Annotated in this window: 20 protein-coding genes and 1 pseudogene; 9 read left to right on the top strand and 12 right to left on the bottom strand. The window is 46.4% G+C overall.

Annotation, left to right across the window (positions count from 1 at the left end):
- Positions 1-62: 62 nt before the first annotated feature.
- The 3 genes from pta (at position 63) to OX890_RS09990 (ending at position 3987) form a co-directional block, all read left to right on the top strand.
- Positions 63-2216, top strand: a complete 2154-nt coding sequence (pta, locus tag OX890_RS10000; protein ID WP_126491677.1) for a phosphate acetyltransferase — start codon at positions 63-65, stop codon at positions 2214-2216.
- A 483-nt stretch (positions 2217-2699) separates the two neighbouring features.
- Positions 2700-3134 (top strand): hypothetical protein, encoded by a 435-nt coding sequence (locus tag OX890_RS09995; protein ID WP_126491676.1) that lies wholly within the window; start codon positions 2700-2702, stop codon positions 3132-3134.
- Between the two features lie 628 nt (positions 3135-3762).
- Complete coding sequence (locus OX890_RS09990) at positions 3763-3987, top strand: hypothetical protein (RefSeq protein ID WP_006082164.1); 225 nt, start codon at positions 3763-3765, stop codon at positions 3985-3987.
- Positions 3988-4250: 263 nt separating this feature from the next.
- On the opposite strand, the gene OX890_RS09985 is transcribed toward OX890_RS09990, so the two are convergent.
- Together OX890_RS09985 and OX890_RS09980 are read right to left on the bottom strand one after the other, a co-directional pair.
- The gene (locus OX890_RS09985; RefSeq protein ID WP_126491675.1) at positions 4251-5168 is read right to left on the bottom strand and encodes a class I SAM-dependent methyltransferase; all 918 of its coding nucleotides are present in this window, start codon (positions 5166-5168) and stop codon (positions 4251-4253) included.
- A gap of 6 nt (positions 5169-5174) precedes the next feature.
- A complete protein-coding gene (locus OX890_RS09980; protein ID WP_268650554.1) occupies positions 5175-6284 on the bottom strand; it encodes an AI-2E family transporter in 1110 nt (369 codons plus the stop codon).
- 98 nt (positions 6285-6382) lie between these two features.
- Here OX890_RS09980 and folX point away from each other — a divergent pair, with 98 nt between their 5' ends.
- The 3 genes from folX (at position 6383) to gltS (ending at position 9478) form a co-directional block, all read left to right on the top strand.
- On the top strand, positions 6383-6745 hold the full coding sequence (gene folX / locus OX890_RS09975) for a dihydroneopterin triphosphate 2'-epimerase (protein ID WP_006082167.1): 363 nt from the start codon (positions 6383-6385) through the stop codon (positions 6743-6745).
- Between the two features lie 86 nt (positions 6746-6831).
- Positions 6832-7725, top strand: a complete 894-nt coding sequence (locus OX890_RS09970) for a TIGR01777 family oxidoreductase (protein ID WP_063884793.1) — start codon at positions 6832-6834, stop codon at positions 7723-7725.
- Positions 7726-8254: 529 nt separating this feature from the next.
- Positions 8255-9478: a sodium/glutamate symporter gene (gene gltS / locus OX890_RS09965; protein WP_126491673.1), complete on the top strand. Its 1224-nt coding sequence runs from the start codon at positions 8255-8257 to the stop codon at positions 9476-9478.
- A 135-nt stretch (positions 9479-9613) separates the two neighbouring features.
- Here gltS and lepB read toward each other — a convergent pair whose 3' ends face one another.
- The 3 genes from lepB to OX890_RS09950 all read right to left on the bottom strand — a co-directional run bounded on the left by lepB (position 9614) and on the right by OX890_RS09950 (position 13810).
- Positions 9614-10276, bottom strand: a complete 663-nt coding sequence (gene lepB, locus OX890_RS09960) for a signal peptidase I (protein WP_268650553.1) — start codon at positions 10274-10276, stop codon at positions 9614-9616.
- 289 nt (positions 10277-10565) lie between these two features.
- Positions 10566-13079: an ABC transporter permease gene (locus OX890_RS09955; RefSeq protein ID WP_268650552.1), complete on the bottom strand. Its 2514-nt coding sequence runs from the start codon at positions 13077-13079 to the stop codon at positions 10566-10568.
- A 2-nt stretch (positions 13080-13081) separates the two neighbouring features.
- Complete coding sequence (locus OX890_RS09950; protein WP_006082172.1) at positions 13082-13810, bottom strand: ABC transporter ATP-binding protein; 729 nt, start codon at positions 13808-13810, stop codon at positions 13082-13084.
- A gap of 79 nt (positions 13811-13889) precedes the next feature.
- Between OX890_RS09950 and OX890_RS09945 the strand changes: the two genes are divergently transcribed.
- Both OX890_RS09945 and OX890_RS09940 read left to right on the top strand, forming a co-directional pair.
- Positions 13890-14447 (top strand): arylesterase, encoded by a 558-nt coding sequence (locus OX890_RS09945; protein WP_259579279.1) that lies wholly within the window; start codon positions 13890-13892, stop codon positions 14445-14447.
- 145 nt (positions 14448-14592) lie between these two features.
- Positions 14593-15660, top strand: a complete 1068-nt coding sequence (locus tag OX890_RS09940; protein WP_268650550.1) for a DUF3083 family protein — start codon at positions 14593-14595, stop codon at positions 15658-15660.
- 90 nt (positions 15661-15750) lie between these two features.
- Here OX890_RS09940 and OX890_RS09935 read toward each other — a convergent pair whose 3' ends face one another.
- From OX890_RS09935 to OX890_RS09920, 4 genes and pseudogenes are all read right to left on the bottom strand, one after another.
- Entirely contained in the window at positions 15751-16476 is a 726-nt protein-coding gene (locus tag OX890_RS09935; RefSeq protein ID WP_268650549.1) for an AcvB/VirJ family lysyl-phosphatidylglycerol hydrolase, read from the bottom strand.
- A gap of 7 nt (positions 16477-16483) precedes the next feature.
- The gene (mprF, locus tag OX890_RS09930; RefSeq protein ID WP_268650548.1) at positions 16484-19036 is read right to left on the bottom strand and encodes a bifunctional lysylphosphatidylglycerol flippase/synthetase MprF; all 2553 of its coding nucleotides are present in this window, start codon (positions 19034-19036) and stop codon (positions 16484-16486) included.
- 614 nt (positions 19037-19650) lie between these two features.
- The gene (sohB, locus tag OX890_RS09925) at positions 19651-20667 is read right to left on the bottom strand and encodes a protease SohB (protein ID WP_259505287.1); all 1017 of its coding nucleotides are present in this window, start codon (positions 20665-20667) and stop codon (positions 19651-19653) included.
- 111 nt (positions 20668-20778) lie between these two features.
- A pseudogene (locus OX890_RS09920) lies at positions 20779-23261 on the bottom strand (VolA/Pla-1 family phospholipase).
- Positions 23262-23523: 262 nt separating this feature from the next.
- Between OX890_RS09920 and OX890_RS09915 the strand changes: the two are divergent.
- Complete coding sequence (locus tag OX890_RS09915) at positions 23524-24261, top strand: YciK family oxidoreductase (protein ID WP_006085424.1); 738 nt, start codon at positions 23524-23526, stop codon at positions 24259-24261.
- Positions 24262-24324: 63 nt separating this feature from the next.
- Here the strand turns inward: OX890_RS09915 and rluB are convergent, their stop codons facing one another.
- Genes rluB through OX890_RS09900 form a run of 3 tightly spaced genes read right to left on the bottom strand, consistent with a single transcriptional unit; the run spans position 24325 to position 26581 of the window.
- Positions 24325-25200: a 23S rRNA pseudouridine(2605) synthase RluB gene (gene rluB / locus OX890_RS09910; RefSeq protein ID WP_006082181.1), complete on the bottom strand. Its 876-nt coding sequence runs from the start codon at positions 25198-25200 to the stop codon at positions 24325-24327.
- Positions 25193-25789, bottom strand: coding sequence for an SMC-Scp complex subunit ScpB (gene scpB, locus OX890_RS09905; protein ID WP_268650547.1), 597 nt, complete (start codon positions 25787-25789; stop codon positions 25193-25195). Before scpB ends, rluB begins: the two co-directional genes overlap by 8 nt.
- A gap of 3 nt (positions 25790-25792) precedes the next feature.
- Positions 25793-26581 carry a segregation and condensation protein A gene (locus tag OX890_RS09900; protein WP_268650546.1) on the bottom strand — a complete coding sequence of 263 codons (789 nt, stop codon included), beginning with the start codon at positions 26579-26581 and terminating at the stop codon, positions 25793-25795.
- Positions 26582-26625 lie beyond the last annotated feature (44 nt).

Raw genomic sequence — 26625 nt, 5'->3', positions numbered from 1 at the left:
CATACTCACAAGCAAATTTGCAGAAACTCTTCTGCCAAAAACCATCGAAACTAGAGGTTTTTATGTCTCGTAATATTATGTTAATCCCCATAGGTACAGGAGTCGGCCTGACCTCCTTAAGCCTTGGGATGGTTCGCGCACTGGAGCGCCACGGAGTTAAAGTTCAGTTCTTTAAGCCGATATCCCAACTTAGACCTAATGATAATGGCCCAGAACGCTCAACCACTATTCTGAGCAAATCGCCGACGGTGAATCCGTTAGAGCCCTTCGACATGGCCCATGCCGAAGCCTTAATTCGTGCTGACCAAACCGACGTACTAATGGAGCAAATCATTGCCCGTGCGTCCGATTGCGCCAGCAACACTGAGACCTTAATTGTTGAAGGTTTAGTGCCAACACGTAACCATCCCTTTGCCGACGATGTGAACTATGCCATCGCTAAAGCCATGGATGCAGACGTGATTTTTATTGCCACGCCAGGTAGCGATACTTCAACTGGGTTGATGAATCGCCTTGAAATCGCCTACAACTCTTGGGGCGGAAAAAAGAACAAACGCCTTATTGGCGCTGTGATCAACAAGATTGGTGCCCCCGTTGACGACGAAGGTCGCGCGCGCCCTGATCTCTCTGAAGTCTTTGATCACCAAAGTGTTCAACGCTCAGATGCGGCCAGCATGTTCCAAATGCCAGGTAAAAGCCCACTGCGTATTTTAGGCAGCGTGCCATACAACCTTGATCTTGTTGCACCACGTGCCTCGGATCTGGCGAAGCATTTAAGCGCACGCATTCTTAATGCCGGCGAAATGCATACTCGTCGTCTGCGTAAAGTAACGTTCTGTGCCCGCAGTATCCCTAATATGGTGACCCATATTAAGACTGATTCACTACTTGTGACCTCAGGCGATCGCTCAGATGTCATCGTTTCAGCCTGTCTTGCGGCCATGAACGGCGTGAAAATTGGTGCCCTGCTGTTGACGGGTAGCTACGAGCCAGAGCCAGAAATTCTTAAGCTGTGTGAGCAGGCCTTTGAAACGGGTTTACCTGTGTTCTTAATCGACAGCAACACTTGGCAAACCTCGCTCAACATTCAACGTTTCGACCATGAAGTCCCCGTAGATGACGCGGTTCGTATTGATCTGGTGCAGGATTATGTGGCCAGCCACATCGACCAAACTTGGATTGAAAGCGTCACTAAAAACTCGCCCCGTGAGCATCGCCTGTCACCACCCGCTTTCCGTTACAAACTCACGGAATTGGCGCGCGCCGCACACAAGACTGTGGTGCTGCCAGAAGGTGATGAGCCGCGTACCATTAAAGCGGCGGCCATTTGCGCCGAACGCGGTATCGCTCGCTGTGTACTTTTAGGTAAAAAAGATGAAATCCTTCGTATCGCCGCACAGCAAGATGTGGTGCTTGGCGAAGGCGTGATCATTATCGATCCAGAAGAGGTGCGCGACCGTTACGTAGAACCTATGTTGGAACTGCGTCGCAGCAAAGGCTTAACGGAAGTCGTTGCCCGTGAACAGTTAGAAGACAACATGGTGCTTGGCACTATGATGCTGGCGCAAAACGAAGTTGACGGTATCGTATCTGGCGCGGTTAACACTACAGCTAATACCATCCGCCCACCACTGCAATTGATCAAAACGGCACCGGGCTCAAGCTTAGTTTCGTCCATCTTCTTTATGTTGATGCCAGATCAAGTGCTTGTTTACGGTGACTGCGCAATTAACCCAGATCCAAATGCAGAGCAATTAGCCGATATCGCCATCCAATCAGCGGAATCAGCAAAAGCCTTCGGTATTGAGCCAAGAGTGGCAATGATCAGCTACTCAACCGGTAACTCAGGCACAGGTTCAGATGTGGATAAAGTGCGTGAAGCGACCCGTATCGCCAAAGAAAAACGCCCAGATCTGATTATTGATGGTCCATTGCAATACGATGCGGCGGTTATGCCAAATGTTGCTCGCTCTAAGGCACCTGATAGTCCTGTCGCTGGCCAAGCCACCGTTTTCGTGTTCCCAGACCTCAATACAGGCAACACGACTTACAAGGCTGTACAGCGAAGCGCGGATCTGATCAGTATCGGTCCTATGCTGCAAGGTATGCGCAAACCTGTGAACGACTTGTCTCGCGGCGCGTTAGTCGATGATATCGTCTACACTATCGCCCTAACGGCAATTCAAGCAGCACAAAACGACGCGGCTAAAGGCTAACACAGCGAAATCTGCATAACGTTACGCACAACAAAGCACTGGTACTTACCGGTGCTTTTTTTATGCTCAAATTTAGCATAAGCAAGGCTTATCGCGCTGTGATAATGGCTCAATAGCAAAGTCAATATGGCAAAAATACGCAAACTAAATACGAGGGAAAACGAATTAAGCGGTGTGAATAAGGTGAGTGAACGGCGAAAAATATCCACAAGTGAAAGTGGAACATGGCGGAAAACTGAAAAGCGTCACTTTTTAACCATCAGATAAAGCAAGACAATATCAGTGACTTACAAAGTATCACTGAAGTCTTCAACATAGTTTTCCACAGTTTCTGTGGATAACCTTTTTATATGCCTCCTAACTATATGCCACACTCAATAGGCTTGAGTCAACGCATTTCCCAGTAGATCGCAAATAACGACAGAACTTGTGCATTAGGGCTAAAATCGCGATACTCAGAACAAATTCCAATAACTAAAATTTATGCGAACTCTATTATTTATCTCCCTGCTGTTCCTCTTTGGTTGTGGCGATCCCTCGACGGAAGATCAACGCCAGTTATCACCCGAAGAAGTGAGCTTAGGCTTTTTTAAAGCGATTTATGTCGATCGCGATGTTGAACAAGCCAAGCAATTTGTCGATGAGCCAATTAAACAAGTGCTCACCCATTACTATATTGCCGCCGCAGTGCAGCGCAATATGCTCGGCCTGTCGATGACCAATGTTGAAATGGAAATTGATGATATCGATATCGACTTTTTCCGTAAATTTACCAAAGACGTCATTGTTGTGGTCAAAATGAAAGGGCTTAAAGGCGGCCAGCCGTGGATTGATGACAGGACCATACGCCTCCACAAGATTGGCAGTAAATGGACTATCGTCGAGCTGATGCCAGAAAAGCGCAAAGTAAACGGTTAATCTCCCTTCTCGCTCGCCTCTTTTATTGCGCATGCCTTGTCATGCGCTCAATCCAAGTACCGATTTCAACCAAAAAAATAGCAACCCTAAGGTTGCTATTTCAATGTGCTTGTTTTGTTACGTCGGACTCATAAGTACCGTCAGTTAATCGCTATCGATTAAGCTTGGATCACTTCTTCTTCGCTTTCAGCAGGTAAAGACGTCAGTACATCGTCTTTCACTTGATAATAAGCATTTTCGTATTCATGAACTTCCATAACAACTCCTGCTTGATTGGGTAAGGTCGCAGAGGCATGTCATTCTATGCTGACATTTTGCCTATGAGGAAAGGGATATATTCCGTGGGCAGGAGTATAACAAAGCCAAAACTATAATTACAGAAAACTTTCAGTTTTGTTTCTTTACCGATGGTACTTAAGGCGTGTTATCACTTATAAAGCTCAAAATCTGTCCGGAAAACTGAAAGCCTTTCATCTTTAGCGATGATATTTAGCCGCCCATGACGCCATTTAAATGCTGCACTATATGCACAAACGCTATTAACAGAAATCGCTTACAAACAATGAATCTAGGGAAGTGTGACGCTAGCTGCTATCAATTAAGTAATGACGCGAGTAGGAGGTAAGATATGAACGCACTTATTGAGCTTGAAGCCACCACACTAACGACATTATTTAGCCACGGCGATGTATTAGGGATCCGCATGTTTATGGAACACATGAATATGCCATTAGATGTTCAGGACAGGCTTTATGATGAAATTTCCGCCCTCAAACACTTAGATCAACATCAAGTAAGTAAAGTGATTGAAACCTTTGGACAATCGCAGCTCTCTGAGCGATTAAGCTACTGACGGAGCGTTTAAGCTAATGATTGGGCGATTATATGACTGAGTGATAATTTTCTGAGTAGCCATTTGCTCAGTAACATTTTGCTCATAAACAAGTGACCGCGTAAAAAGCTAAACACTCAAGCTAGTTTGACAGCAAGGTTGCCTTGAGTTTACACATCCATATTTGTTGCACTTTTAAAATCAGCAATTAAATTTTCCATTTAGCTTCATTAAAAACCGACAAAAAAGGCCAGTTAAAACTGGCCTATTAAGCTAAATCAAGACTAGGTTTGAGTCGATAAACGGTAACGCAGCACCTTAAGCGACTTCTCTTCAGACACATCCATAAACGCTGGCGGATTGGCTAAGCGCTCTATGTATTCGAGTGCTGGCGCCGCATCTGCGACCTGCTGGCGTAGGAAAGTGGTATCGAGCTCGGGTGCATTGAGGCAGAGTAACACTTCACCATTATCGGCAAGTAACTCAGGTAAACGCCTGATTAAACGTACATAATCTTTAGTCGCGACAAAACTGCCCTTTTGATTGCTCGGTGGATCGGCCACAATAATGTCGTAGGGACCAAGCTTTTTCAGTTTGCCCCAAGATTTAAAAATATCATGGCCTAAAAAACGTGCTCCCGCACTAAAGCCATTCAGCAAATGATTCTGTTTGCCTATGCCTAATGCGCCTTTGCTCATGTCCATATTGACCACTTCATCGGCGCCGCCTTGTAATGCCGCGACCGAGAAACCACAGGTATAGGCAAACAAATTAAGCACTTTTTTATAGCGGGCATTTGCTCTCACCCACTCGCGGCCGTTAGCCATATCGAGGAATAAACCGTGGTTTTGTCCGCGCATTAAATGCACCTGAAAGCGTGCGCCATTTTCACTAACAATATGCGGCTCAGGCACTTCGCCTTGCAGCACTTGAGTAAAAGTCTCCCCCGCACTGCGGTATTGGTAGACTAAATTCAGTTGGCTATCAGGACGAATGGCCTGCCAACGTGCCGCAATGGCCTGCTGGCATGTGGCTAAATCGTCATCGGCTAAGGGAGTGAAACTGGTCAGCAATAGCACTGGCGCAAACCAATCTAAACATAGGTGTTCACAACCCGAATAGTGTCCACCGCGGCCGTGAAATAACCGCACTGCATCATCACCTAATTCAATTGTCGCTAGCGCTTGTATAAAACTTTGCATCTTCTATTACTTACTCTCTGTTGTACTTATATCGGCGTCATCGCCATCGGAACTTGAGTTTTCCGTGTTGCTGGCCACGAACTTATCTTCAACATCGTCCGATAATAAAATGGCTAACCAGTTACCACTTTTACTCGATTCGAGGGCAATTTTAACCACCATAGTCAGCGGCACCGACAGCAACATGCCGACAGAACCTAGCAACCAGCCCCAAAAAATTAACGATAAAAACACCACTAAGGTCGATAAGCCCAAGCCGCGGCCCATAAATTTAGGTTCAATCATATTGCCCATCACCATGTTGGCACCGACATATAAAAGTGCAGTACCGCCAGCAGCCGCAGGGCCAAGCTGAATGAAGGCTAATAACACCGCTGGAATGGCAGCTATGATAGAACCGATATTGGGAATGTAATTAAATAGGAAGGCGATCACCGCCCACAGCATGGCGTAATCCACACCAATAATGGTTAAACCAACACCGACGATAATCCCGGTCGCTAAACTCACTAGCGTCTTGATCACCATGTATTGATTAACCGATTGCAAAAAGCGGTCAATCTGCTTGAGGCGCATATCGGGATCGTCCAGCGCCAAATGCAATTTCTTTGGTAGCGATTGGGCTTCAAACAGCATAAATACGATGGTTAAGATGATCAGAAATAAATTCGCCATCACATTGCCGACACCCGACAACATATTCGTTGTCATAGACAAGGCCATGCCAGGGTCAAAATACGCTAATACTTGATCCTTCGAAATCTGAATATTGAAGGAATGTAACTTATTTAATATCCAAGCAAATTGCTCGACTAACTGCACCCGATATTGGGGCAATTGTTTGGAGAACTCATTGACTGAACTGCCGACAACCGAGGCTAACCAGAGGCCCATCAACACAATAAAGCCCATCAAGAGGATCACCGCAAGCCATTTAGGCACACGGAATTTTGTCATTAAACCAATCGCGGGATTACAAATCACCGCCAGAAAACTGGATAGCACAAACGGCACCACAATCGGGCTCGCCGCCTTAATCCCTGCCAAAATAATCACTACAAAGGCCATAACCGCAAAGCCACGGTAAGCAGCGGAGGGCGTATTAGGTCGCGTCATTTATTAAAAATCCTTCTTGATCTTAGATAAAATTGTTAGGCTAACCCGAGAACACACTTAACCTCAGAAACCTTAGCTTAAGATAGCCATTTGCCATTATGAAACCAGAAACCGCGATTATACGCATTAAAAACTTAAGACTTCGTACTTTTATCGGCATTAAAGAAGATGAAATTCAAAATCGCCAAGACGTGATCATCAATGTCGTGATCCATTATTGTGCCGAGCGTGCCCGTAACAGTGATAATGTTGAGGATGCGCTCAATTACCGCACTATCACCAAAAAGATCATTGAACTGATTGAGAATAACCGTTTCTCATTACTCGAAAATCTTACCAGCCAAACGCTAGCCATCGCCAGTGAGCATCCTTGGGTTGAATTTGCCAGTGTCGAAATCGACAAACCCCATGCCTTGCGCTTTGCCGATTCAGTCTCAATGGAGTTGTGTTATCAGAAATAATCTCGCTAGAAATAGCCAGACTAAGTGATCGTTGCACACCGTATTTCGGTATATATCCTCAGAGCTCAACCGATAAGAGAGGTTCCATGAATATACTGATCACTGGCGCAAGCGGCTTTATTGGCCGCCAATTAGTCGAACGATTGGCGCCCCATCATCAACTGACGTTATTAACGCGCTCAGTGCAACAAACGCAGAGAATACTCGGTAATCAGCACCATTACCTTGAGAGCCTCGATGCGCTGAGCGACTTAAATCATATCGACGCCATAGTGAATCTTGCGGGCGAGCCGATCGTCGCTAAGCGCTGGAGCAAAAACCAGAAGCAGCGGATTTGTGATAGCCGTTGGGATATCACGGCAAGATTAACTCAGCTAATACAGCAGAGTAGTAATCCGCCTAAGATCATGGTGAGTGGTTCGGCAGTGGGTTATTACGGTCGACATGATGATAAATTGCTCGATGAATCCAGTGGTGCCCATGTTGAGTTTAGCCATGACATCTGCCGAAAATGGGAGCAAGAAGCGCTTAATGCAAACACTGAGCACACCCGCGTCTGCATTATCCGTATCGGGATTGTGTTAGGAAAAGGCGGCGCATTAGAGAAAATGTTACCGCCCTTTAAGCTCGGACTCGGTGGCCCAATTGGTCATGGACGTCAAGGCATGAGCTGGATCCATGTGCAAGATCTCATCTCCCTTATCGACTTTTTACTCAGCCAAGAACATTGCAAAGGCGTATTCAACGCCACAGCCCCCAACCCAGTCAGTAACGCTGTGTTTACCAAAGCGCTTGGAAAAGCACTCAATCGCCCCGCCCTTATCACGACCCCACCACTTGCGTTACGCTTGGCTATGGGTGAAATGTCAGAGCTGCTGACCGAAGGACAGTTTGTTTATCCTAAACGCGCCCTCGAAGCCGGTTTTCAGTTTCAATTCAGTGACCTCGACAATGCCTTAACCGACGTGTTAGCCAAATAGGCTAGCACGCTGATGCTAACTATCCCGCGGAATCTTGCTGTAAACATCGACATATTCGGGCGCTAATGCGCACGAATTTCGGTGCTAAGGCTTGCTATATGTTGACGTAAGCACAAGCGCCACTTTAGCAACACTAGAAAAACAATATCATAACATCATGATTTGTAATGTGATTTAGCGACAGCGCGACACTTTTCTGCTAAACTCGCCTCCATTCGGTCATAGGAGGCACGCATTAATCGCCTCAACCTTGACCACAGATAGACTCAGCAACACCTCATAAATAGACAGTTATTTATGCTCAAGAACAGGCTATTTAATCTGCTGTTCTTGGCCTGTAAACCATAAAACGATACACACTCGCGCTCACTCATCCTTTAAATTTTTATCGGATTGACACTGATCTGTCCTCGACATCAAGCGCTTAACATCCAGCATTAGCAGGTACTTAATAACAAGATGGGTGACTCCTCAATGGGCATTGTGCTCACTGAAATGCCCACACTAAGACAGTTTGTAAGGAATTTTCATGCACACGACCTATACGATTGGCGAGCTAGAATCATTTTTAATTGCCATTTTCGTGCTGTTTATCGGCCACTCCATCAATCGCCATGTACGTGTCTTTAGGCAATATAATATCCCCGAACCCATAGTGGGTGGCCTCGTTGTCGCCGCGGGTGTCGCATTTCTTCACTTTCAAAATATCAGTCTCGACTTCAGCTTATCGCTGCAAAATACCTTAATGCTGATGTTTTTCAGCACGATTGGCCTCTCGGCAAACTACAAGCTGTTACTCAGCGGTGGTAAAAAAGTCTTTATCTTTCTGGGTGTTGCCTCGATTTATATTATTATCCAAAACGCCGTCGGCGTCAGTTTAGCCAATCTGTTAGGGCTCGACCCGATTATGGGCCTTATCGCAGGGTCAATTACCCTGTCGGGTGGCCATGGAACGGGCGTCGCTTGGTCACAAACCTTTGCGGAAAACTACGGTATCAATACTTTAGAGTTTGCCATGGCCGCGGCGACTTTTGGCTTAATCATGGGCGGGATTATAGGTGGCCCCGTCGCACAGCGATTAATCGGTAAACATAATCTTGTCTCTCGCTATGGGATTGGTCGCAAGCATCACAGTGAACATCCGCATTTAGTGACTTACGATCAGTTAGAAGAAGATCAAGTTACAGCCAAAACCATATTAGAAACCCTGTTTGTACTGCTGCTGTGTGTTGCAGGCTCAAAATGGCTCACGTTGTGGATCAGCCAATCGGGCATAGCTTGGCTCAAAATGCCCGACTTTGTTTATGCTCTCTTCCTTGGCGTTATCATAGCCAATATCACTGAACTCACCCGCGGCTATAAGCCCCATACTGAAAGTATCGATGTCATAGGCACAGTCGCTTTGTCACTGTTCCTTTCTATGGCTTTGATGACCTTAAAGCTATGGGAGATTTTTGATTTAGCCATCCCGCTGCTAGTCATCTTACTGGTGCAAACCGCAGTACTGGCGGTGTTCGCCTATTTTGTGACGTTCAAAGTGATGGGCAGTAATTACGATGCGGCGGTGATCACCGGTGGCCACTGCGGCTTTGGTATGGGCGCAACGCCAACGGCGGTAATGAACATGGGCGCGCTCGTCTCGCGCACAGGGCCGTCACCCCAAGCCTTTATGGTTGTGCCTATCGTCGGCGCTTTCTTTATCGACATCGTTAACTTGATTGTCTTGCAGGGCTATCTGAACTTTATGAAGTAGTTGCTTTAAAGAAGTTCCCTTGAAGAAGTAGTTGCTTTGAAGTAAAGCATTTTGAATCAACCAGCTAACAAAAGGGCGCCTCATTCGGCGCCCTTCTTTATGGTACAACATCACGAATACTAGAATCCACGCATGCTAAAACTCGCGCATGAGACGCTCAGGTCGAGGCAAGTAATGATCAGCATAATCGAGGGAGAAAACCACTGAGCTTGAACGGCCAACAATCTCATTCCGTGGCACAAAACCAATGACCCGAGAGTCTGCGCTATTATCTCGATTATCACCCAGCGCTAGATAATGCGCGTCTGGCACAGTGACAGGTCCAAAATTGGCAAGCCTTGAGGGGACAGGATTAAGGCGAATACTGTGGGCCATACCGAGTAAGTTCTCCTGCATTTCGGTGACATCAGCGGGAGCATAAGGACTCAATGCTTGGTATGTGTAACTAAGGGGTTCGCCATTCAAATACAAACGATTATCCCGCATCATCACAGTATCGCCAGGCACAGCAATCACCCGCTTAATGAGTTTTTTATCGGCCTTTTTCGAATCGAACACCACGATATCACCGCGGGCAGGATCCGCCAGTTTGACTATGGCGATATGGGTAAATGGCACCCTAAGATCGTAGGCCATCTTGTTCACCAGAATGCGATCGCCCTCGACGATAGTCGGCAGCATAGAACCCGATGGCACTGTATTCCAATCAGCCACAGCGCTCCTGAACACTAACATTAAACTGATAAACAGAAAAAAGGAGCGGTTATCCTTAAGCAGTTTTGTTATTCCTTTGAACATATATTCCCTCTCTATGGCATGTATAAGCTAGTCGCTGTTCTCAGTTAGATAGACCCATTGCGTTGCACTAAGTTCTGTTGCTACCAGCTTAGGCACAGATCAATTTGTAAGCCGATGTAAAGACGCATGTTCATGCTCATATTCATATTCATATTCGAGTCATGCTCAAACTCAGCAGAATCAGCAAGACAATAAAAAAGCACTGAGCTTATGCTGCATCAGTGCTTTTTATTGTTAACGCTGTCTACTTAAGTCATAAACTTATAGTGTTAGCCCATGCAAGCAACCACTAGCTGCCCGCCTTTAATAGCTCAGAGCAAGATTGGCTAAGCAATTGTCGGCAACGCCACACCCCAAGTAAGGCCACGATTAAGGCGCCAGAAACAGGGGCGATTCCCCACCAAGGCCAGTGCATATACACATTAAGCTCAAACACTTGCGTCTTAAGTAGATATAACGCAAATTCGGCCACTATGACGGCTAACACGCCTGCAATACCGCCAAGCAAGGCAAACTCTAAACCCGTTGCACTGCGCAATAGCCATCCCGAAGCGCCAAAGGTACGCAGCACCGCCAGTTCCCGCTGCCGAGTTGCCATGCCGGCTTCAGTCTGTGCAATCAAGACTAACGCACTGGCCAGTAAAACTAAGGCCAGCACTAAGGTGAGCGACAGCGACACTTGCTCTATGATCTGCCGTAACTGCCCCACCATAGCGCCCACATCGATGATCGATATGGTCGGGAATTGCTGAATAAGCGCAAGGATCACAGCATCCTTAGGCGTACCATCGGCACTCAGCGCTTGGCCGTTTGTTGACTGGTCATTCGTAGCTTGCTGATCATTCAGATAGAAACTCGCCATCGAGGTATAAGCAAAGGGCGCGAGAGCTTCTTGGGTGAAAATCATAAAGAAGTTCGGCTGTAGCGTTTCCCAGTGCACGGCACGAATACTGGCAACCTTAACTGTGAGCTCTTGATTATCAATCACATAAGTCAACTTATCGCCAATGCCAATACCTAAACGGTCCGCCACGCCAGATTCCACCGACACTTCATCGGCCGCTTGATTAAAATGCCCCTCTAACAGTTCGTTATTGGCTGGTAGCGTATTGCGCCACGTTAGGTTTAACTCGCGGGAAATACCCACTCGGCCCTTTTCACCCGCTTCAGACTGTTCATTCGAAATCAGCGCTTCACCGTTAATTTGAGTTAAACGGCCACGGATCACAGGATAAATGTCCGTCGCAACAATGCCCTTAGCCGTCATAAAATCATTTAAGGGCTTAGCATCGTCGGGGGCGATATTAACGAGGAAGTAGTTAGGTGCATTTTCGGGCAACTGTTTTTGCCACTCGTTGAGCAAATCTTGTCTTAATGCCAGAATCGTCAATAACAATACCAGTGCGGCGCTAAATCCCACCAATTGCACCGCATTTTGCCGCGCACGACGTCTGAGCCCTGCCAGTGCCAACTGTAAGGGATTGGTGGTCTTCATACCGACACTGTGGCCTAAACGTATCATCACAAAGCCAAGCACACTTAACAGCACACCGAGCAGCAACACGGCCGCGACCACAGTCAGGGTCAAAGCCCAACTTTGGGAATACAAATAGCCCAGTAACGCCATCGCCCCTAAGCTCAAAAGTAGATGCAGCCACATCCCTAGCTGTAAGCCTTCTAACTGACGCTGTAGCACTCGTAGTGGCGGAATAGCCAGTAAGCGCATCAGTGGATAAGCCGAAAACATAAAGGCGCTGATAAGTCCTGTGCTTACACCAAGCAGTAATGGCCGAGTGAGTGGCGGCGAATAGGCGGCAATTTCGGGCGGCAATAAATAACTGATCCCAAAATCGAGTAACACACCACCGATAATGCCAAGCACAATCCCCATTAACGTCACTAACAATAAGTGAGTGCCGAACAACAACCGAATTTGCTTTGCTGAGGCGCCAAAGGTTTTCAGCATGGCCACCACATCGTAATGGCGCTGACAATAACGCTGGGCGGCAATGCCTATCGCGGCGCAGGCCAGTGCAATGCCCATCAAACTTGCTAGCAGTAGGAAGCGCTCAGCTCGCTTAACGGCTCCCGCTATCGGCGAATCACCGGATTGCACATCGACCCAGCGCTGGGTGCTATTGAGAAGCGGTTTAACACTTTGCTCAAAGGCCGTAAGCGAGGCTTCATCGCCAGCAAATTGATACAGATAGGTCACGCGGCTGCCCGGTTGAATCACTCCCGTTTTGGCGACATCTTCCATGCGCATCAATACCACGGGCGAGGAAGCAAAAAGATTAAAGCCCGCGTCGGGTAAGCGGCTGATCTCATTGCTGAGCACAAATTCGCTATTACCTAGTTCGATGGATTTGGGATAACCGAGGAGTCCACCTAAGCGAGTTTCAAACCAGATTTCGCCCGCTTGGGGTAAAGCCTTGGTTTTACCGCTGGTGAGTTCAATGTCGCCCTTGAGTGGATAACCCGTTTCAACGGCGCGAACTGTGACTAACTGAAACTTATCACCCGAATAGACCATGGAATTAAATTGCATGTTCGTCACATGCTTAAGCCCAAGATCTTCGGCTTTGGTTAAAATCGCCGCATCAATTTTAACCGGCGAATCGATAATCCGATCGGCGGCAATAAACTGCGAAGCTTGGCCAGTGATCGCCACTTGCAGCCGTTCACTCACCCGCGCCAACCCACTCACAGACAGTACCGCGAGCGTAATAGCGAGGATAATCAATAACAATTGCCCTTGCTGTAACTCGCGCTTAAACAGGCGCCATGCCAGACTTAACTCCATTGTTAAGCCTCCTTAGCATCGGCGAGCGGTGCTGTATGCGCCGTATCTTCCTGTAAATGGCCGTTATCCATCACTAGCTGCCGCTCACAACGCTTGGCCAATAGTAAATCGTGGGTGACGAGGATAAGAGTGGTGTGGCTTTCTTGATTCAGCTCAAACAACATATCGGCAATTTTATGGCCGTTGACGCTGTCCAAGTTACCCGTGGGCTCATCGGCAAACAGCACTGTGGGCTCACAAATAAAGGCACGGGCAATCGCCACCCTTTGCTGTTCTCCGCCCGATAATTGTTTGGGTAAATGGGTCAAACGATGGGATAAACCGACCCGCACCAGCATGGCTTGGGCTTTTTCCTTAGCATTGCTCACGCCCGCAAGCTCGGCGGGTAACATGACGTTCTCCAGCGCAGTTAAGGTATCCACTAACATAAAGGATTGAAAAATAAAGCTGACCTTCTGTTTACGCAGCGCGGCTTTTTGCTCTTCATTCAGTGGGGATAACGCCACGCCATCGAGCCAAATTTCGCCAGAGGTAGGCGTATCAAGCGCCGCAAGCAGCCCGAGCAGGGTAGACTTGCCCGAACCCGACGGGCCAAGAATAGCCACACTCTCACCTTGCTTGACATCTAAGTTAATGCCCTTGAGGATAGTGAGCGTTCCTTCCTGAGTAGTCACTGATTTTTCGAGGTTAACAACATTGATGGCACTGTTTTTTAAGATGACGTTAGACATAGGATCCTTCTTATATAAATCGTTCTGGTATCAATCGAGAGCGAAGACCCTGGGGGCATTCATCCTATTGAGTGTATTCATGGCCACGCCAGCGCACGCGGCAAAGGTGTTGATCCTCGGCGACAGCTTAGGCGCTAGCTATGGCATGGCAGAGCAGTCAGGCTGGGTGGCGCTGCTGCAAAAAAATCTGCCCGAACATCAATTTACTAATGGCTCGGTGAGTGGCGAAACCACAGCGGGCGGCTTACGCCGATTACCCGCCTTACTCAATTCCGTCGCCCCCGACCTTGTGGTCGTTGAACTGGGTGGTAATGATGGTTTACGTGGATTCCCCCCAACGCAACTTGAAAATAATCTAATCCAAATCATTACCCTAGCCAAAGATAGCGGCGCAAAAGTGCTGCTAACCGAGATCATGGTACCGCCTAACTATGGCCCTCGCTACACCCAAAAGTTCACCCAAGTGTATCAAGACATATCCAAAGCACAGGATATCGTGTTGATCCCCTTCTTTATGCAGGATATCGCGCCCCATCCAGAATTAATGCAACGGGATGGCATTCACCCCAACGAAAAGGCGCAGACGCAGATAGCAACTTGGATGCAACCATGGATAGAAGATGCGTTAACCCAATAAAATAGCTGCTATTTTAAGCTGTCGAACCGCTTACTTAGCTAAACTCATGCTCAACGGATAAAAACGTGTTCTAACGCAAGATTAACCCTATAGATAAACAGTAAAATTCGTGTTAGCAAATGGTTAACTCAAACAAGGAGTCAATATGTCCCTTAGCCATCAGCAAAAAGTGTACATACCCAAGGAAGCCCGTACCAATCAATACATCACAGCCGAAATCAAGGTGACGGATGAACTACTGAGTCAATATCCTGATTATCAAAGCTGTTATCAAACCTTAAGCCGTTTGATATTTAATTTGGCAGAACAACACGATCTGCGTAATGTCCACGTGATCACTAACGATAAACTGCCTGTTGTCCGTTACCATACCGAAGCCTATTGCTTCCAAACCACTGAACAAATTCTATTTTTTTATAATCCAGCCTATCACGAAGCCCAAAATTTATTCTCGCAAGAAAACTATCGCGCCCGTAAACTGCGCATTGTCTTCCTTGCCACGGGTGAAGATATCCGCAGTAATTCCGCCAGTTTCCACATCAGAGTGCGTGAATTACTGACAGAATTGATGCCTTTAATGCCGATAAGCGATCTTAAAGTTAAGGTCCGCGACCATCAGCATTTATCCTATGATCTGTTCGCAAAAGCCAAGGGCTATAAAGAAACCTATGGCTATAAACTGCGTGCCATCGGCCCAAGATATAAAGCCAGAAAGTGCGAGTTACCAGAGAACGTCAGCTCTCTCACTTATGTGACAGTAAGCTTGCCACTGAGCCGCAAACTTAAGCAGGTTTTATTACCTGACTCGGCAACCGACTTTACGCCGTTATATCAACATCTTGAAGATTGCTTCCTCAAAGCGGCAGCCAACAGACAACTGACGCGTCTTGCCATGATAGCAAATGGCTTAACCCCGCTGGTGCGTAACAGTAAGTTTGAAAAACTCGACAGCAAAGCCGAAGTACAAATGATAGGGTTCGATCCTAATGCGACTGAGCAGCAAGTGATCCGTCGCTGGAATGCCGATAACTTAGTCGAAGCCGCGCACTTCACCATAGTCGCGGGCACCAAAGACTGTGATGATTCAGGCTTCGGACGCTTTATGAACAATGTCGAAACAGCCCTGAAGGCCTTCGCCGCAGATATCGGTGTAGACCCAGAGCGTGAAGATCTCGTCGTACGCTTCCATCAACATATCAGCTATCAAATCTGATTAACGCGACATTCGATTCGCTAAAACCCAAAGGGCGCATTAAGCGCCCTTTTCTTTCTGAATGTATTCAAGCTGATATCGGGTGATAACCTAGCTTTTCAACCAATGCTTTATGATAGTCACCACTTTATCGTAATCATCATCAAAGCTATGGCCACCGTCTAACTCCATCACAGTCACATTCGGCTGTTTTACTACTGGGCACAAATGCTTAGGGGCATCATCGTCTTTGCCGTATAAGCACAGCATAGGCACTGTCGTCTGCTTATTCACCTCGGGCAACGTCAGATAGCTCGCGGACTCATTGCTAGAAGTAACGATTTCACTCATATGCACTTCAAAATCCGACGTCTGCGACGGTGACAATAACACCCCGCCGAGGATCTTAAGTCGATACTTAAGTGGCAGATCATTAAGTACAAAAGGAATGATTTCAGCGCCAAAAGAATAGCCAACCAATACCACCTTTTGTGTGCCAAATTCGGCCTCGTACTTATCGATAATGGCCATAGTATCTTGAGTCACATCCTTGGGATCTTTTTGTTTCCAGTAGTATTTTAGCGAACTCCACCCCACCACTGGCCAGCCCTGCTGTTGCAATAACTGGCTCACACCTTGATCTAAATTAGCCCAGCCACCATCGCCACTCATAAAGATGACTAAGGGCGGCTTTTTCGCACTCGCTTTGTCATTTGCGCTATTAGCGACCGGCAGAAGTGTCAGGCCGAGTGAGTCAGCAAAGTCATCGGCTAAGACACTAAAGCTACAGCAAAACATCATCATAAGGCTTAGTATTTTCACAAAGGATTTATTCATCGTTCACCTACTTTTTAAATACACCAGTTGCACCACGACTCGTTAATGTCACTAAACTGCCCACCACAATTGGCAGAGATAATCCGCCATAACAAATCAAATACTTGGCCTCCCACGTTGGATTAAACTTATCCTTGTATCTTCTAAGCCCCTGAAAGTTATAAAACTTATTACCCTTCTTATACACAACCTTCGCTAGCTTAGTCCAAAATGGCACTAACGCTCTGTCGGTCAAGCCTGACATCGGCGCCATCCCGAGATTAAACCTCTGATAGCCTTGCTGTTTTCCCCATAGCAATAGTTCAGTAAACAGAAAATCCATGATGTTACTGCTCGATAATTTAGGCTCGTAACGCATTAGATCGACAGAAAATTCAACCTGAGCAGCACTAGCCCAAATATTTGAAAACGCCACGAGCTCACCGTTTGCATACACTAATGCCATAGGTGTCGAGCACAGATAAGCGGCAGAGAAATAGCCGACCGAAAACCCCTTTTCGCGCCCTTGCTTCGCCTTTAACCAAGTCGATGATATGGCTTCTAATTGCGGCAGTATGGCCCTCACTTGACTCGCCTCAATCACAGCAAAACTCAAGCCTTCACGCTGCGCCTTGGCATGACTCTGGCGCAAACTCCGATAGCGACTCGACGGTAAGTCAAATTGGTCGAGCTGAACAATCGCCTCCTCGCCTAATTTATATAAACCTAATCCTTGCTCTAAAAAGCTCGGCAGGTATTTTTGCGTCACTTGATAAAACACCGGCCAACCATCGTAGGCATCGCATAACTCCCTAAACTGCCACAATAAATCATCAAATTTATGTTGATTACCAATTGGATCACCCATTACCACCCAGCAATGTCCAGCCCTTGCATACATAAGAAAGGCGTCTTTATCCTCGTTAAATAGGATTGATTTATCTTGCACTAAGGCTAAATAGCCATGACTGCTCGGCGACTGCGCGACAATCTCCATCGCCTGCTTTAATGAAGGCGTGTCCAGTTGTGGTGATTTAAGCTGAGTACGAGACGAGAAATAGCGCACGGCAAAGGCAAGCACGATAAAGATAGCAATCGCTCCTCCTCGCAATGCTCGCGATACATGGCTATCGGGGGAGAAGGTAAACCAGAGTGAATGATCATAATCAACATCTTGATAGGAGAAAAATAATACCCAAATCATCAAGAATAAGGCGGCAGAAAGTGATAACAGCCAACCCAAAGAGTATTTAATCCCGACGACTGAACCCTTTCGATAAAACAAATTCTCACATGGCAACATCAATGCGTACATTAATCCTATCGCGAGTGATATTTCCCATTCCGCGCCCTTAAGCATAATAAATAACATGCCCACCAACAGCAGTTTTTTCGTTAATTCAAAGGCATTATGGTAGCGTTTAAATAATCCATGGGATAACAACAATAGCAAGACACCACTCACACTCAAAATGATGCTCGATATTTCGATGATAGGCAGCGGTACTAACTCACCTAACCAGTGATACTTATGAATAATTGAAGGGTTAACCACTGACAAGAGTAATAATAAACCTGAGCTAAATACACTGATACTCAGTAGCGGTGGTAACAGTTGGCGGATAAATGCAATTCGAGTATTTAATTTTACAATTTTATCTTTATTTGACAGTGCGATCGTAATAACAAAGTATGCCAAAGAAATTAAAAATGGAATAATGTAATAAATGATCCGATAGACAATAATGGCGCCGAGGATTTGCTCAACCGGTAAATATTGCGATAAGGCCACAGTCACGACGGACTCGAACACCCCAATACCACCCGGCACATGGGCAAGCACCCCAAGCGCATTCGCAACAAAGAAAATACTTAAGACCTGTATATAGCCCAAATTTTCTACCGCGGGCAGTAAGCTATAAAACAAGGTTCCTACGACAATCCAATCAAGTGAAGACACCAACAACTGTCTTAAAGATACAGATAACAGAGGTAGCGTAATTTCAAAGCCTCGAAAATTAAATGGCTTTTTCCGCAGCACACTCATCAGTAAATAGCCCAATACACTGAGCAGCATGCCAATACCGATTACTGTCGTTAATGAAAATAACCATGTTGGCAAAGGTAAGGCTGATAATTGTTCAGAGGGAAAGCATACCAGTGCAATACCACAAATAAAAAAGAGTCCGAGGAAGAATGTCACTGAACATGAAATGACTATTTGAGTGATTTTATTACCACTTAAGCCGAGTTCGGAATAAAACTTATACCTTATCGACGTCCCCGTTAACAGAGAGAACCCAATGGTATTCGAGAAGGTAAAACCCAGAAAGGAAATAGGCACTATTTTACGATAAGGTATCTCCTTGTCGACATTTCGAACGGCAATAAAATCGTACAAGGTTAATAAAGAGTAACTGCCCACTGTGAGTAGTACTGCACATAACAACTCAACAAATGAAAATCCTTTAACCTCTTTAATAATGTCACTTAATTGATATTCTTGCTCTAAATTATAAAGCAAGAGTAATGAGACAGTGAATATTATAAGGCTAATAAACACCCGCACTCGTCTCCCCATGTTAATCTCCAGCACCTAAGACTGATTCAGCTAAGGTTATTTAACGTCAACATTGAAACAGCATTAAAAATTAATTAACTTAGTTTAATACCAGTCACATTAAATATCTAATCAGTTCAGAACCTCACAGGCATCTCAATCCAAGGCGCATTGACGCAGAAATGGTTATTCCCTTTTAAGTCAATGCAACACGGGAGTGGGATGCCTGTGAGGCTCCCGAAGGGCGGCTGATGTTAACGTCATGGCAACGCGCTTTATACTGCGTTCAAGGCTTTCGACAGAGCACCACTATGCCTTCAAGCCTTCGCCTTGTCTAAAGCGCGTTGAACTCCCGCTGAATGAACAGATATTTAATACGATTGGTATTATTTTTAACACCACTTTATCGACGGGATTTTTAACATAGGGATTTTTCATTCGCAATGGATTTACGCATTTACTGCATGACGTTTTATTAATGTGCTTAACAAGCTGATAGCAATAGGGAGTTAATGATTTTAAATTGAGGGGGAAATAATATAAAAGCTAAAAAAATTTGCAATAGATACGCAGCTTTGGGCGTTAAGCGAAACAAAAAAGTGTGAATACTCAAAAAGTATCCACACTAGATTCCGTTACATTGGACGGTTTTTCTCGATAAGACGATTAAAAATGGCATTCACAGATAAAGAGGCGCCATGGGCAATTTTATCGGCAAGTTTCTTTCTCACCTGATAACGCATCTTATACACAGTGCGCTCTGCGGCAAGTGACATAATCACATCATCACTGGTCGAAATCGCATCAACTAACCCTAATTCAATGGCTTGCTGGCCGTACCAATGCTCGCCAGTAGCCACTTTCACTAAATCCAACTCAGGGCGATATTTACCGACAAACGCTTTGAATAAGACGTGGGTTTCTTCGAGTTCTTCTTGAAACTTCTGTCTTCCCTCATCGGAGTTTTCACCAAACACTGTCAAGGTACGTTTAAAATTACCGGCCGTATGTTGCTCATAATCGATTTCATGCTTTTTCAGCAAACGATTGAAGTTCGGCAGTTGAGCAACAACACCAATTGAACCAACAATTGCAAAAGGCGCCGCATAAATTTTATTCGCAACACAGGCCATCATATAACCGCCACTGGCAGCCACTTTATCAACGCAGACTGTTAGCGGAATATTGGCTTGGCGTAAACGGTCAAGCTGGCTGGAGGCTAAACCATAGCCATGCACCATACCGCCACCACTCTCGACATTAACAACCACTTCATCGCCTTTTTCCGCGATAGCTAAAATGGCACTGATTTCTTCGCGCAGTGACGCAACCTCAGCGGCATCGATACTGCCCTTGAAATCGATCACGAACACTTTGCCCGTGCTGGCATCATCAGCAGCTTTGTCTTTCGCCTTTTCTTCGGCCTTTAATTGCTTCTCATAGGCTTTGAATTGCTTCTTTGAAAGGAGTTCTTCTTTTAAGCCATGCTTCAGTTCTTCTAACTCTTCAGACAGGTTAGTGATCCTCAGCTCGCCCTTATCTGACTTATGTTTAACAGTGGAAGCCAACACCACAATAATAACCGCAACGATTGCGACCACTATCGTGACGGCTTTCGCCAAAAACATTCCATACTCGTATAAAAATTCCAAAGTGCTCTCCGTTAGGGCATTACATTAATCAGTCAATTGCGCGCTATTCTAACAGCCTAAAGGCCCATAAAAAAACCCAGCATTCGCTGGGTTTTTCCGATTAAGCGCAGATTAGTTAGGACAAGTCGCAATGACATCGCTGTTTGTCACTAAAATCGTCGCATCACCTTTACCTGCAGTCGCAGCATAGGTTGCTACTTGAGTCTGCATTTCAACGGTAGCAGCGGCAGCCATACCATCTGTAGCGTCCGTTTCACTTGGGCTCACAATCGAACTATGGTGACCTTTAGAGAAACGCACAACGCCATGACCTTTACTCGTACTATCGACACAAGGTAGGCCAATAGCAGAGATCAGCGGCTCAGTGCCCGATAACGGGAAGTTATCTACACGGTTCGGTAACACTTGATCAGGTAAGTTACCGTTGCCATCACCGGCTATTTCAATTAAATGAACAGGTAGACCCGTCGCTTTTAACGTAGCGGCATGGTTAATTGGATCCGCAGAATCCACAGCCGTTTGAACCGCAAAGGCAAACGTTGGAATAAACTGGGCATATACCGCCTGCACCAGTGCCGCATATTCAGGACTCCCCACCTCATACCCTGCAGTATTAGCCTTATCGACCAGCGCTTGGAAAGTCGCAGATGCCTTGATATTGCTAAACAGCACTGGACCAAAGGTTGCTGAACCCGCAAATGTTCCCGCTAACCCCCCGCTGGTGCAGCTAAGGATACAGCCTTGATGCCATATGCATTTGGCAAGGCATCACCCGTTGCTGGGTTCTTCATGCCAGTGCTGGCATAGGTAGCAAAATCGGTGCCGACAATGGCGCCTAAACTCAGACCTTGAGCACTGATTTTAGATACATCAAATACTTGTGGCTGACCTGCTTGTGCTAAGCCCTGTGCTAATCCTGTTAGAGCAAGACGAACACCTAAATGGTCCATCGTCGCTTGACGGAAATTATCACGCACCGACAGAGTGCTAGAGATATTCACGAATACCAACGGATTACCATTTTTAAATGCGTCTGGTGTACCGACTACAGCCCCAAAAGAAGGATCGGTCGCAGAGACTTCATAAACCCCATCGCCGTTAGCATCGAATGAACGCGCCCCATGCAGTGGCATATCGATAGCAATAGTTGCAACGCCCATGGCTGCGTAAGAGCCCGCATAGGCCAGTGACATTTCTTTGCCGCCACCTAAACCGTGCAGTGCGATTGTGGTTGGCCAACCCGCTGTCGGCGGAGTAAAGGGAATACCTTGTTGCTGATAAAAGTCCGCTAATCTTGCCGCATTAGGCATAGAAATCAGTACAGGTACGGTTTCATATCCTTTAATCGCTGGAATTGGGTTGAACTTAGTCAAATGCTTAGTTTTATCTACCGCTGTACCATCGTCTAACAACCAAGTTTTACCCGCCATTAGAGACGGATTGGCTAACGCATCGGCAGGGTTCGCAATACCATTGGCCACGGCTTGCATACCAAAATTATTTTGGCTGAGTGTGTCCGCTTGCAAAGCTAATAGTACCGAGACTGGGCTATCGCCTTGTGCTTTCCAATGACCATTAATTAATGGTTTTCCTTCTGCTGATAAACAACTGACCGAAGAGCAGTCACCGTAAATCGGCAGTTTAATTTTGGCGGTATACACATCGGCTAAACTTGATACCACGTAGGCAGCTCCAGCAGCCGGTGTTAAGCCCGCAGCTTGTGCAACGGTATAACCGGCAGGCGTTGGCATCTGAGCAAAGCTGGGGGCATAAGGCGCGCCCTTTGCCATCAGTAGCTTAGTCGTTTCATAGACGTTAGCGACAGACTGAGTCGTAAACAGCCCAGAGTAACTTATGGTCGAAGGATCGACATTATGGGCCGCAGCAATGCCTTTTTCATAGCTGTTCACTAAGGTTTGCAGCATCAATTGATCGGGTGTTTCTAAAGGTAATGTAGTGATGTCTAGCTTCAACAAACCATAAGTAGTTGAAGGCGCAATGCCACGACCTTCAGAATCTTGAATAAGATTGGTTGTCGCATAAATATACGACTGCCCAGCTTTGAGTGGCTTAAGCGGCACGATCACCACTTTATTGCCTGATGCGGTGGATACAAAGTCAACGCCAAACTGAAGTTCTGCTCCGACTTTACACGCTGAAACTGACGGTTTAGCAGTACATTCAGCATCAGAAGACAATGGACCACCGACAGTGGCCTCAAACATTCTGACTGCGCCAGGTTGTGCAACCGATGCCGCCATTAAGGTCAGCGGTGTGCCGTCGTGTTTTTTTGCTAAATCAATATCAATAGAAATCGGTGATGTTGTCGACCAACCATCTAACGCCCCAAGCGCTATTTGTGGATCAACATAATTGCCTGAGCTTTCACCCGGAATCGATAATGTACCATCCTTGGTACCACTGAATAGCAAATCATTCGGTAATGGTACTTTTGAATTAGCAGGGTCGAACACCATGTGCGATTCAGGGACGAGCGGTTCTGTCTTATCCTTGAGTTCGTTATAACTGTCCTCACCACATCCTGTGAGGCCCAGTGCAGATGCAATCGCAACACCCAAAATGAGTCTTTTCATCTTTTTTCCCCAAATCTTGTTGTAATAGTTTTGTTTTCCCCAAGAAATTAGTCACAATAGCTTTTAAATCTGTGACCAATAGGGCTTATGTTAGCCCCTAACTCATTTCAAGTTAACGTAAAAATATTGAGTTAGCCACAAGTTTGTCACAAACATTTTAGCTATTTATAACAAAGTTTCATTCATTTGTTTGAAACATGCGTTTATCACTTCGGCGACTCTAGAAGTGGCGGGCATTCTCGCCAAGAGGAAAAAGAGACTCATGTTGGAATATCAAGCAGCAAAAGATTTACTCAAAGGCAAAACAATTTTAGTGACAGGCGCTGGCGCAGGCATAGGTCGCACCGCTGCCATTGAGTTTGCAAAGCACGGCGCCACTGTGATTTTACTCGGTAAAACAGTGAAAAAACTAGAAGCGGTTTACGATGTCATCGAACAAGCCGGTTATCCAAAACCTGCCATAGTGCCATTAGATCTTAAGGGCGCGACGGAGCAAAATTATCGCGATATGGCCGATACCATAGCCGAGCAATTCGATCATTTAGACGGCTTATTACATAACGCGAGCCTGCTCGGTGCCCTAGGCCCGTTTGAACACATAGATATTTCATCACTCGAAGACGTACTCAAAGTGAACGTCACGGCCCAAGTAATGCTAACTAAAGCATTACTACCTGTGATGCGCCAAGCACCCAGTGCATCGATTATCTTTACGTCGAGCAGTGTGGGTCGTCAAGGCCGCGCCTACTGGGGACCTTATGCCTTCTCTAAGTTTGCCACCGAAGGCATGATGCAAGTCCTCGCCCATGAGTGCGATGGCACCTCGGTTCGCGTCAACAGTATCAATCCAGGTGCAACCCGCACTGAGATGCGTGCTAAAGCCTACCCTGCTGAGAATCCATTGGATCTCAAAACCGCAGAAGAGATCATGCCGACCTATTTATATCTGATGGGTCAAGATGCTAGTGCAGTGAACGGTCAGCAGTTCAACGCTCAGTAAATTCATTTTTTATACAAAAGCAAAAAGGCCGCTTAGCGGCCTTTTTCATTGGGATAAAACAACTTAGCTGCGCTGACGCGATGGCTTAGGTTTTCCCGAACCTGTCACTTTATGCTTACGCACAGCGCGGCGAATTTTGGCACTCTTCACCTGTGCACGGGCTACGCTGTGTTTATCGGCAGCAAGCATAGTGCGGGTTTCAGGCTCTAAACCTGCCAGTTTACGCAAGTAGTTAACTTGCTCCATTGGCAATTCAACCCAGCCACCCCGTGGCAGTGATTTTGGCAATTCAACCATACCGTAACGAATACGGATCAAACGGCTCACTTGCACTTCTTGGGATTCCCAAAGACGGCGCACTTCGCGGTTACGACCTTCGCGTAAACACACATGCCACCACTGGTTCATGCCTTCGCCGCCCGCTGGCTTGATGCTATCAAACTGCGCAGGGCCGTCCTCTAACATTACGCCAGTACGCAAACGTTGCACTGTCGCTTCAGGGATTTCACCGAAGGTACGCACTGCGTATTCGCGGTCGACTTCGTTCGATGGATGCATTAAGCGGTTCGCTAATTCACCATCTGAGGTAAACAACAATAAACCTGAGGTGTTGATGTCTAAACGACCTACCGCAACCCAGCGCGAATCACGCACTTTAGGTAAGCGATCGAATACCGTTGGACGGCCTTCAGGATCTTTACGACTACAAATTTCGCCTTCGGGTTTATGGTATGCCAATACTCGACAGATCACGTCTTCGGCAGACTTTAACGAAATCGATCTCCCATCGATACGCACTTTGGCATCGGCTTCAATCCGATCCCCAAGGCTAGCAATTTCACCATCAATACTAACTCGGCCTGCAGCAATCCATGCCTCCATCTCACGACGGGAGCCATGGCCTGCACGGGCCAAGACTTTCTGCAATTTTTCACTCATTAGTATTTTGCTCTTCTGACTGTTCCGGCGTTAATTTCACACTTGAAAAAACCGCCTGCAATGACTCAGTATCCGACAGCGGCGGTAAATCCGCTAAGGTGTCTAAGCCAAAATATGCTAAAAATTCTAAGGTAGTGGCATACAACGCGGGTCGCCCCGGTACTTCTTTATGGCCAACTACTTTAATCCAATGTCTATCTGACAAACTTTTTATGATGTGACTACTAATGGCCACACCGCGCACCTGTTCAATATCGCCGCGAGTCACAGGTTGACGATAAGCAATCACCGCCAAGGTTTCTAATGTCGCACGCGAATATTTAGGCGCCTTTTCTTGCCACAGGGACTGCAAAAAAGGACTCAAGACTTCCAAGGTCTGGAAGCGATAACCTCCAGCGACTTTCACAAGTTGTACACCTCTGTCTTGATAATCCTGCTGCAGCTCATCCAATGCAGCTTTTATTTTGTCTCTGGAAACCGTGAAATCCACCAATACAGTGTCTTTCAGCATTTTCGCCGACAAGGGTTTCCCCAATACAAACAAACTCGCTTCAATAAGCTGTTTTAATTGAGTCGGATTTATCTGCATCAATTAATAGGCCTTAACGTAAATAGTTGAAAACGGTTCTGTTTGGTACAATTCAACCAATAATTCTTTGACTAATTCCATCAGTGCTAAGAAGGTCACGACCACGCCTGCACGGCCTTCAGCTACGGTAAATAAACGTTCAAATGCCGTAAAATCTTCCGAGTTCAGCATGGCTAAAATCTGGCTCATGCGCTCACGCGTCGATAACTGTTCACGCTTAACGTGATGATCTTCATTGGCATCGATACGTTTGAGCACATCGCCAAAGGCGCGGGCAATTTCAAACAACGAGACTTCTGGCGGGATCATTAACGGCTTAATGTCAGGTGCTGCCACTGCTTTGGCTTGAAACACATCCCGCTCGAGCCGCGGCACATCGTCGAGTTTTTGCGACGCTTCTTTAATCACTTCATAGGCTTTCAACTGACGGATCAATTGCGCCCGAGGATCTTCCTCAACCTCATCTTCAGCCACCATACGCGGCAGCAGCAAACGGGATTTAATCTCGGCAAGCGTTGCCGCCATCACTAAGTAATCGGCAGCAAGTTCAATTCGAGCCTGAGTCAGCAACGTAATATATTCTAAATACTGCGCGGTGATTTGCTGAATGGGTAAATCGACAACGTCTAATTTTTGCTTACGGATCAAATATAACAGTAAATCCAATGGCCCTTCAAAGGACTCAAGGAACACTTCCAATGCCTCCGGCGGAATAAACAAATCCAGCGGCATTTCGGTCATTGCCTGACCACGAATAACGGCTAAGGGTAAACTCTGTTGCGTGCCCTGCATCCGCTATCTTGCTCCGTTAACGCTGCGCTACCCAACTTAGGCTA

Source organism: Shewanella sp. DAU305 (assembly GCF_026802235.1).
GTDB classification, from domain to species: Bacteria; Pseudomonadota; Gammaproteobacteria; order Enterobacterales; family Shewanellaceae; genus Shewanella; species Shewanella baltica.
This window is presented reverse-complemented; position numbering and strand designations above follow the sequence as displayed.

What these genes read in the sequence shown, in the direction of transcription:
- pta (WP_126491677.1), top strand. Translation starts at nt 63, where the DNA reads ATGTCTCGTAATATTATGTTAATCCCCATAGGTACAGGAGTCGGCCTG.
- OX890_RS09995 (WP_126491676.1), top strand. Translation starts at nt 2,700, where the DNA reads ATGCGAACTCTATTATTTATCTCCCTGCTGTTCCTCTTTGGTTGTGGC.
- OX890_RS09990 (WP_006082164.1), top strand. Translation starts at nt 3,763, where the DNA reads ATGAACGCACTTATTGAGCTTGAAGCCACCACACTAACGACATTATTT.
- OX890_RS09985 (WP_126491675.1), bottom strand. Translation starts at nt 5,168, where the DNA reads ATGCAAAGTTTTATACAAGCGCTAGCGACAATTGAATTAGGTGATGAT.
- OX890_RS09980 (WP_268650554.1), bottom strand. Translation starts at nt 6,284, where the DNA reads ATGACGCGACCTAATACGCCCTCCGCTGCTTACCGTGGCTTTGCGGTT.
- folX (WP_006082167.1), top strand. Translation starts at nt 6,383, where the DNA reads ATGAAACCAGAAACCGCGATTATACGCATTAAAAACTTAAGACTTCGT.
- OX890_RS09970 (WP_063884793.1), top strand. Translation starts at nt 6,832, where the DNA reads ATGAATATACTGATCACTGGCGCAAGCGGCTTTATTGGCCGCCAATTA.
- gltS (WP_126491673.1), top strand. Translation starts at nt 8,255, where the DNA reads ATGCACACGACCTATACGATTGGCGAGCTAGAATCATTTTTAATTGCC.
- lepB (WP_268650553.1), bottom strand. Translation starts at nt 10,276, where the DNA reads ATGTTCAAAGGAATAACAAAACTGCTTAAGGATAACCGCTCCTTTTTT.
- OX890_RS09955 (WP_268650552.1), bottom strand. Translation starts at nt 13,079, where the DNA reads ATGGAGTTAAGTCTGGCATGGCGCCTGTTTAAGCGCGAGTTACAGCAA.
- OX890_RS09950 (WP_006082172.1), bottom strand. Translation starts at nt 13,810, where the DNA reads ATGTCTAACGTCATCTTAAAAAACAGTGCCATCAATGTTGTTAACCTC.
- OX890_RS09945 (WP_259579279.1), top strand. Translation starts at nt 13,890, where the DNA reads ATGGCCACGCCAGCGCACGCGGCAAAGGTGTTGATCCTCGGCGACAGC.
- OX890_RS09940 (WP_268650550.1), top strand. Translation starts at nt 14,593, where the DNA reads ATGTCCCTTAGCCATCAGCAAAAAGTGTACATACCCAAGGAAGCCCGT.
- OX890_RS09935 (WP_268650549.1), bottom strand. Translation starts at nt 16,476, where the DNA reads ATGAATAAATCCTTTGTGAAAATACTAAGCCTTATGATGATGTTTTGC.
- mprF (WP_268650548.1), bottom strand. Translation starts at nt 19,036, where the DNA reads ATGGGGAGACGAGTGCGGGTGTTTATTAGCCTTATAATATTCACTGTC.
- OX890_RS09915 (WP_006085424.1), top strand. Translation starts at nt 23,524, where the DNA reads ATGTTGGAATATCAAGCAGCAAAAGATTTACTCAAAGGCAAAACAATT.
- rluB (WP_006082181.1), bottom strand. Translation starts at nt 25,200, where the DNA reads ATGAGTGAAAAATTGCAGAAAGTCTTGGCCCGTGCAGGCCATGGCTCC.
- scpB (WP_268650547.1), bottom strand. Translation starts at nt 25,789, where the DNA reads ATGCAGATAAATCCGACTCAATTAAAACAGCTTATTGAAGCGAGTTTG.
- OX890_RS09900 (WP_268650546.1), bottom strand. Translation starts at nt 26,581, where the DNA reads ATGCAGGGCACGCAACAGAGTTTACCCTTAGCCGTTATTCGTGGTCAG.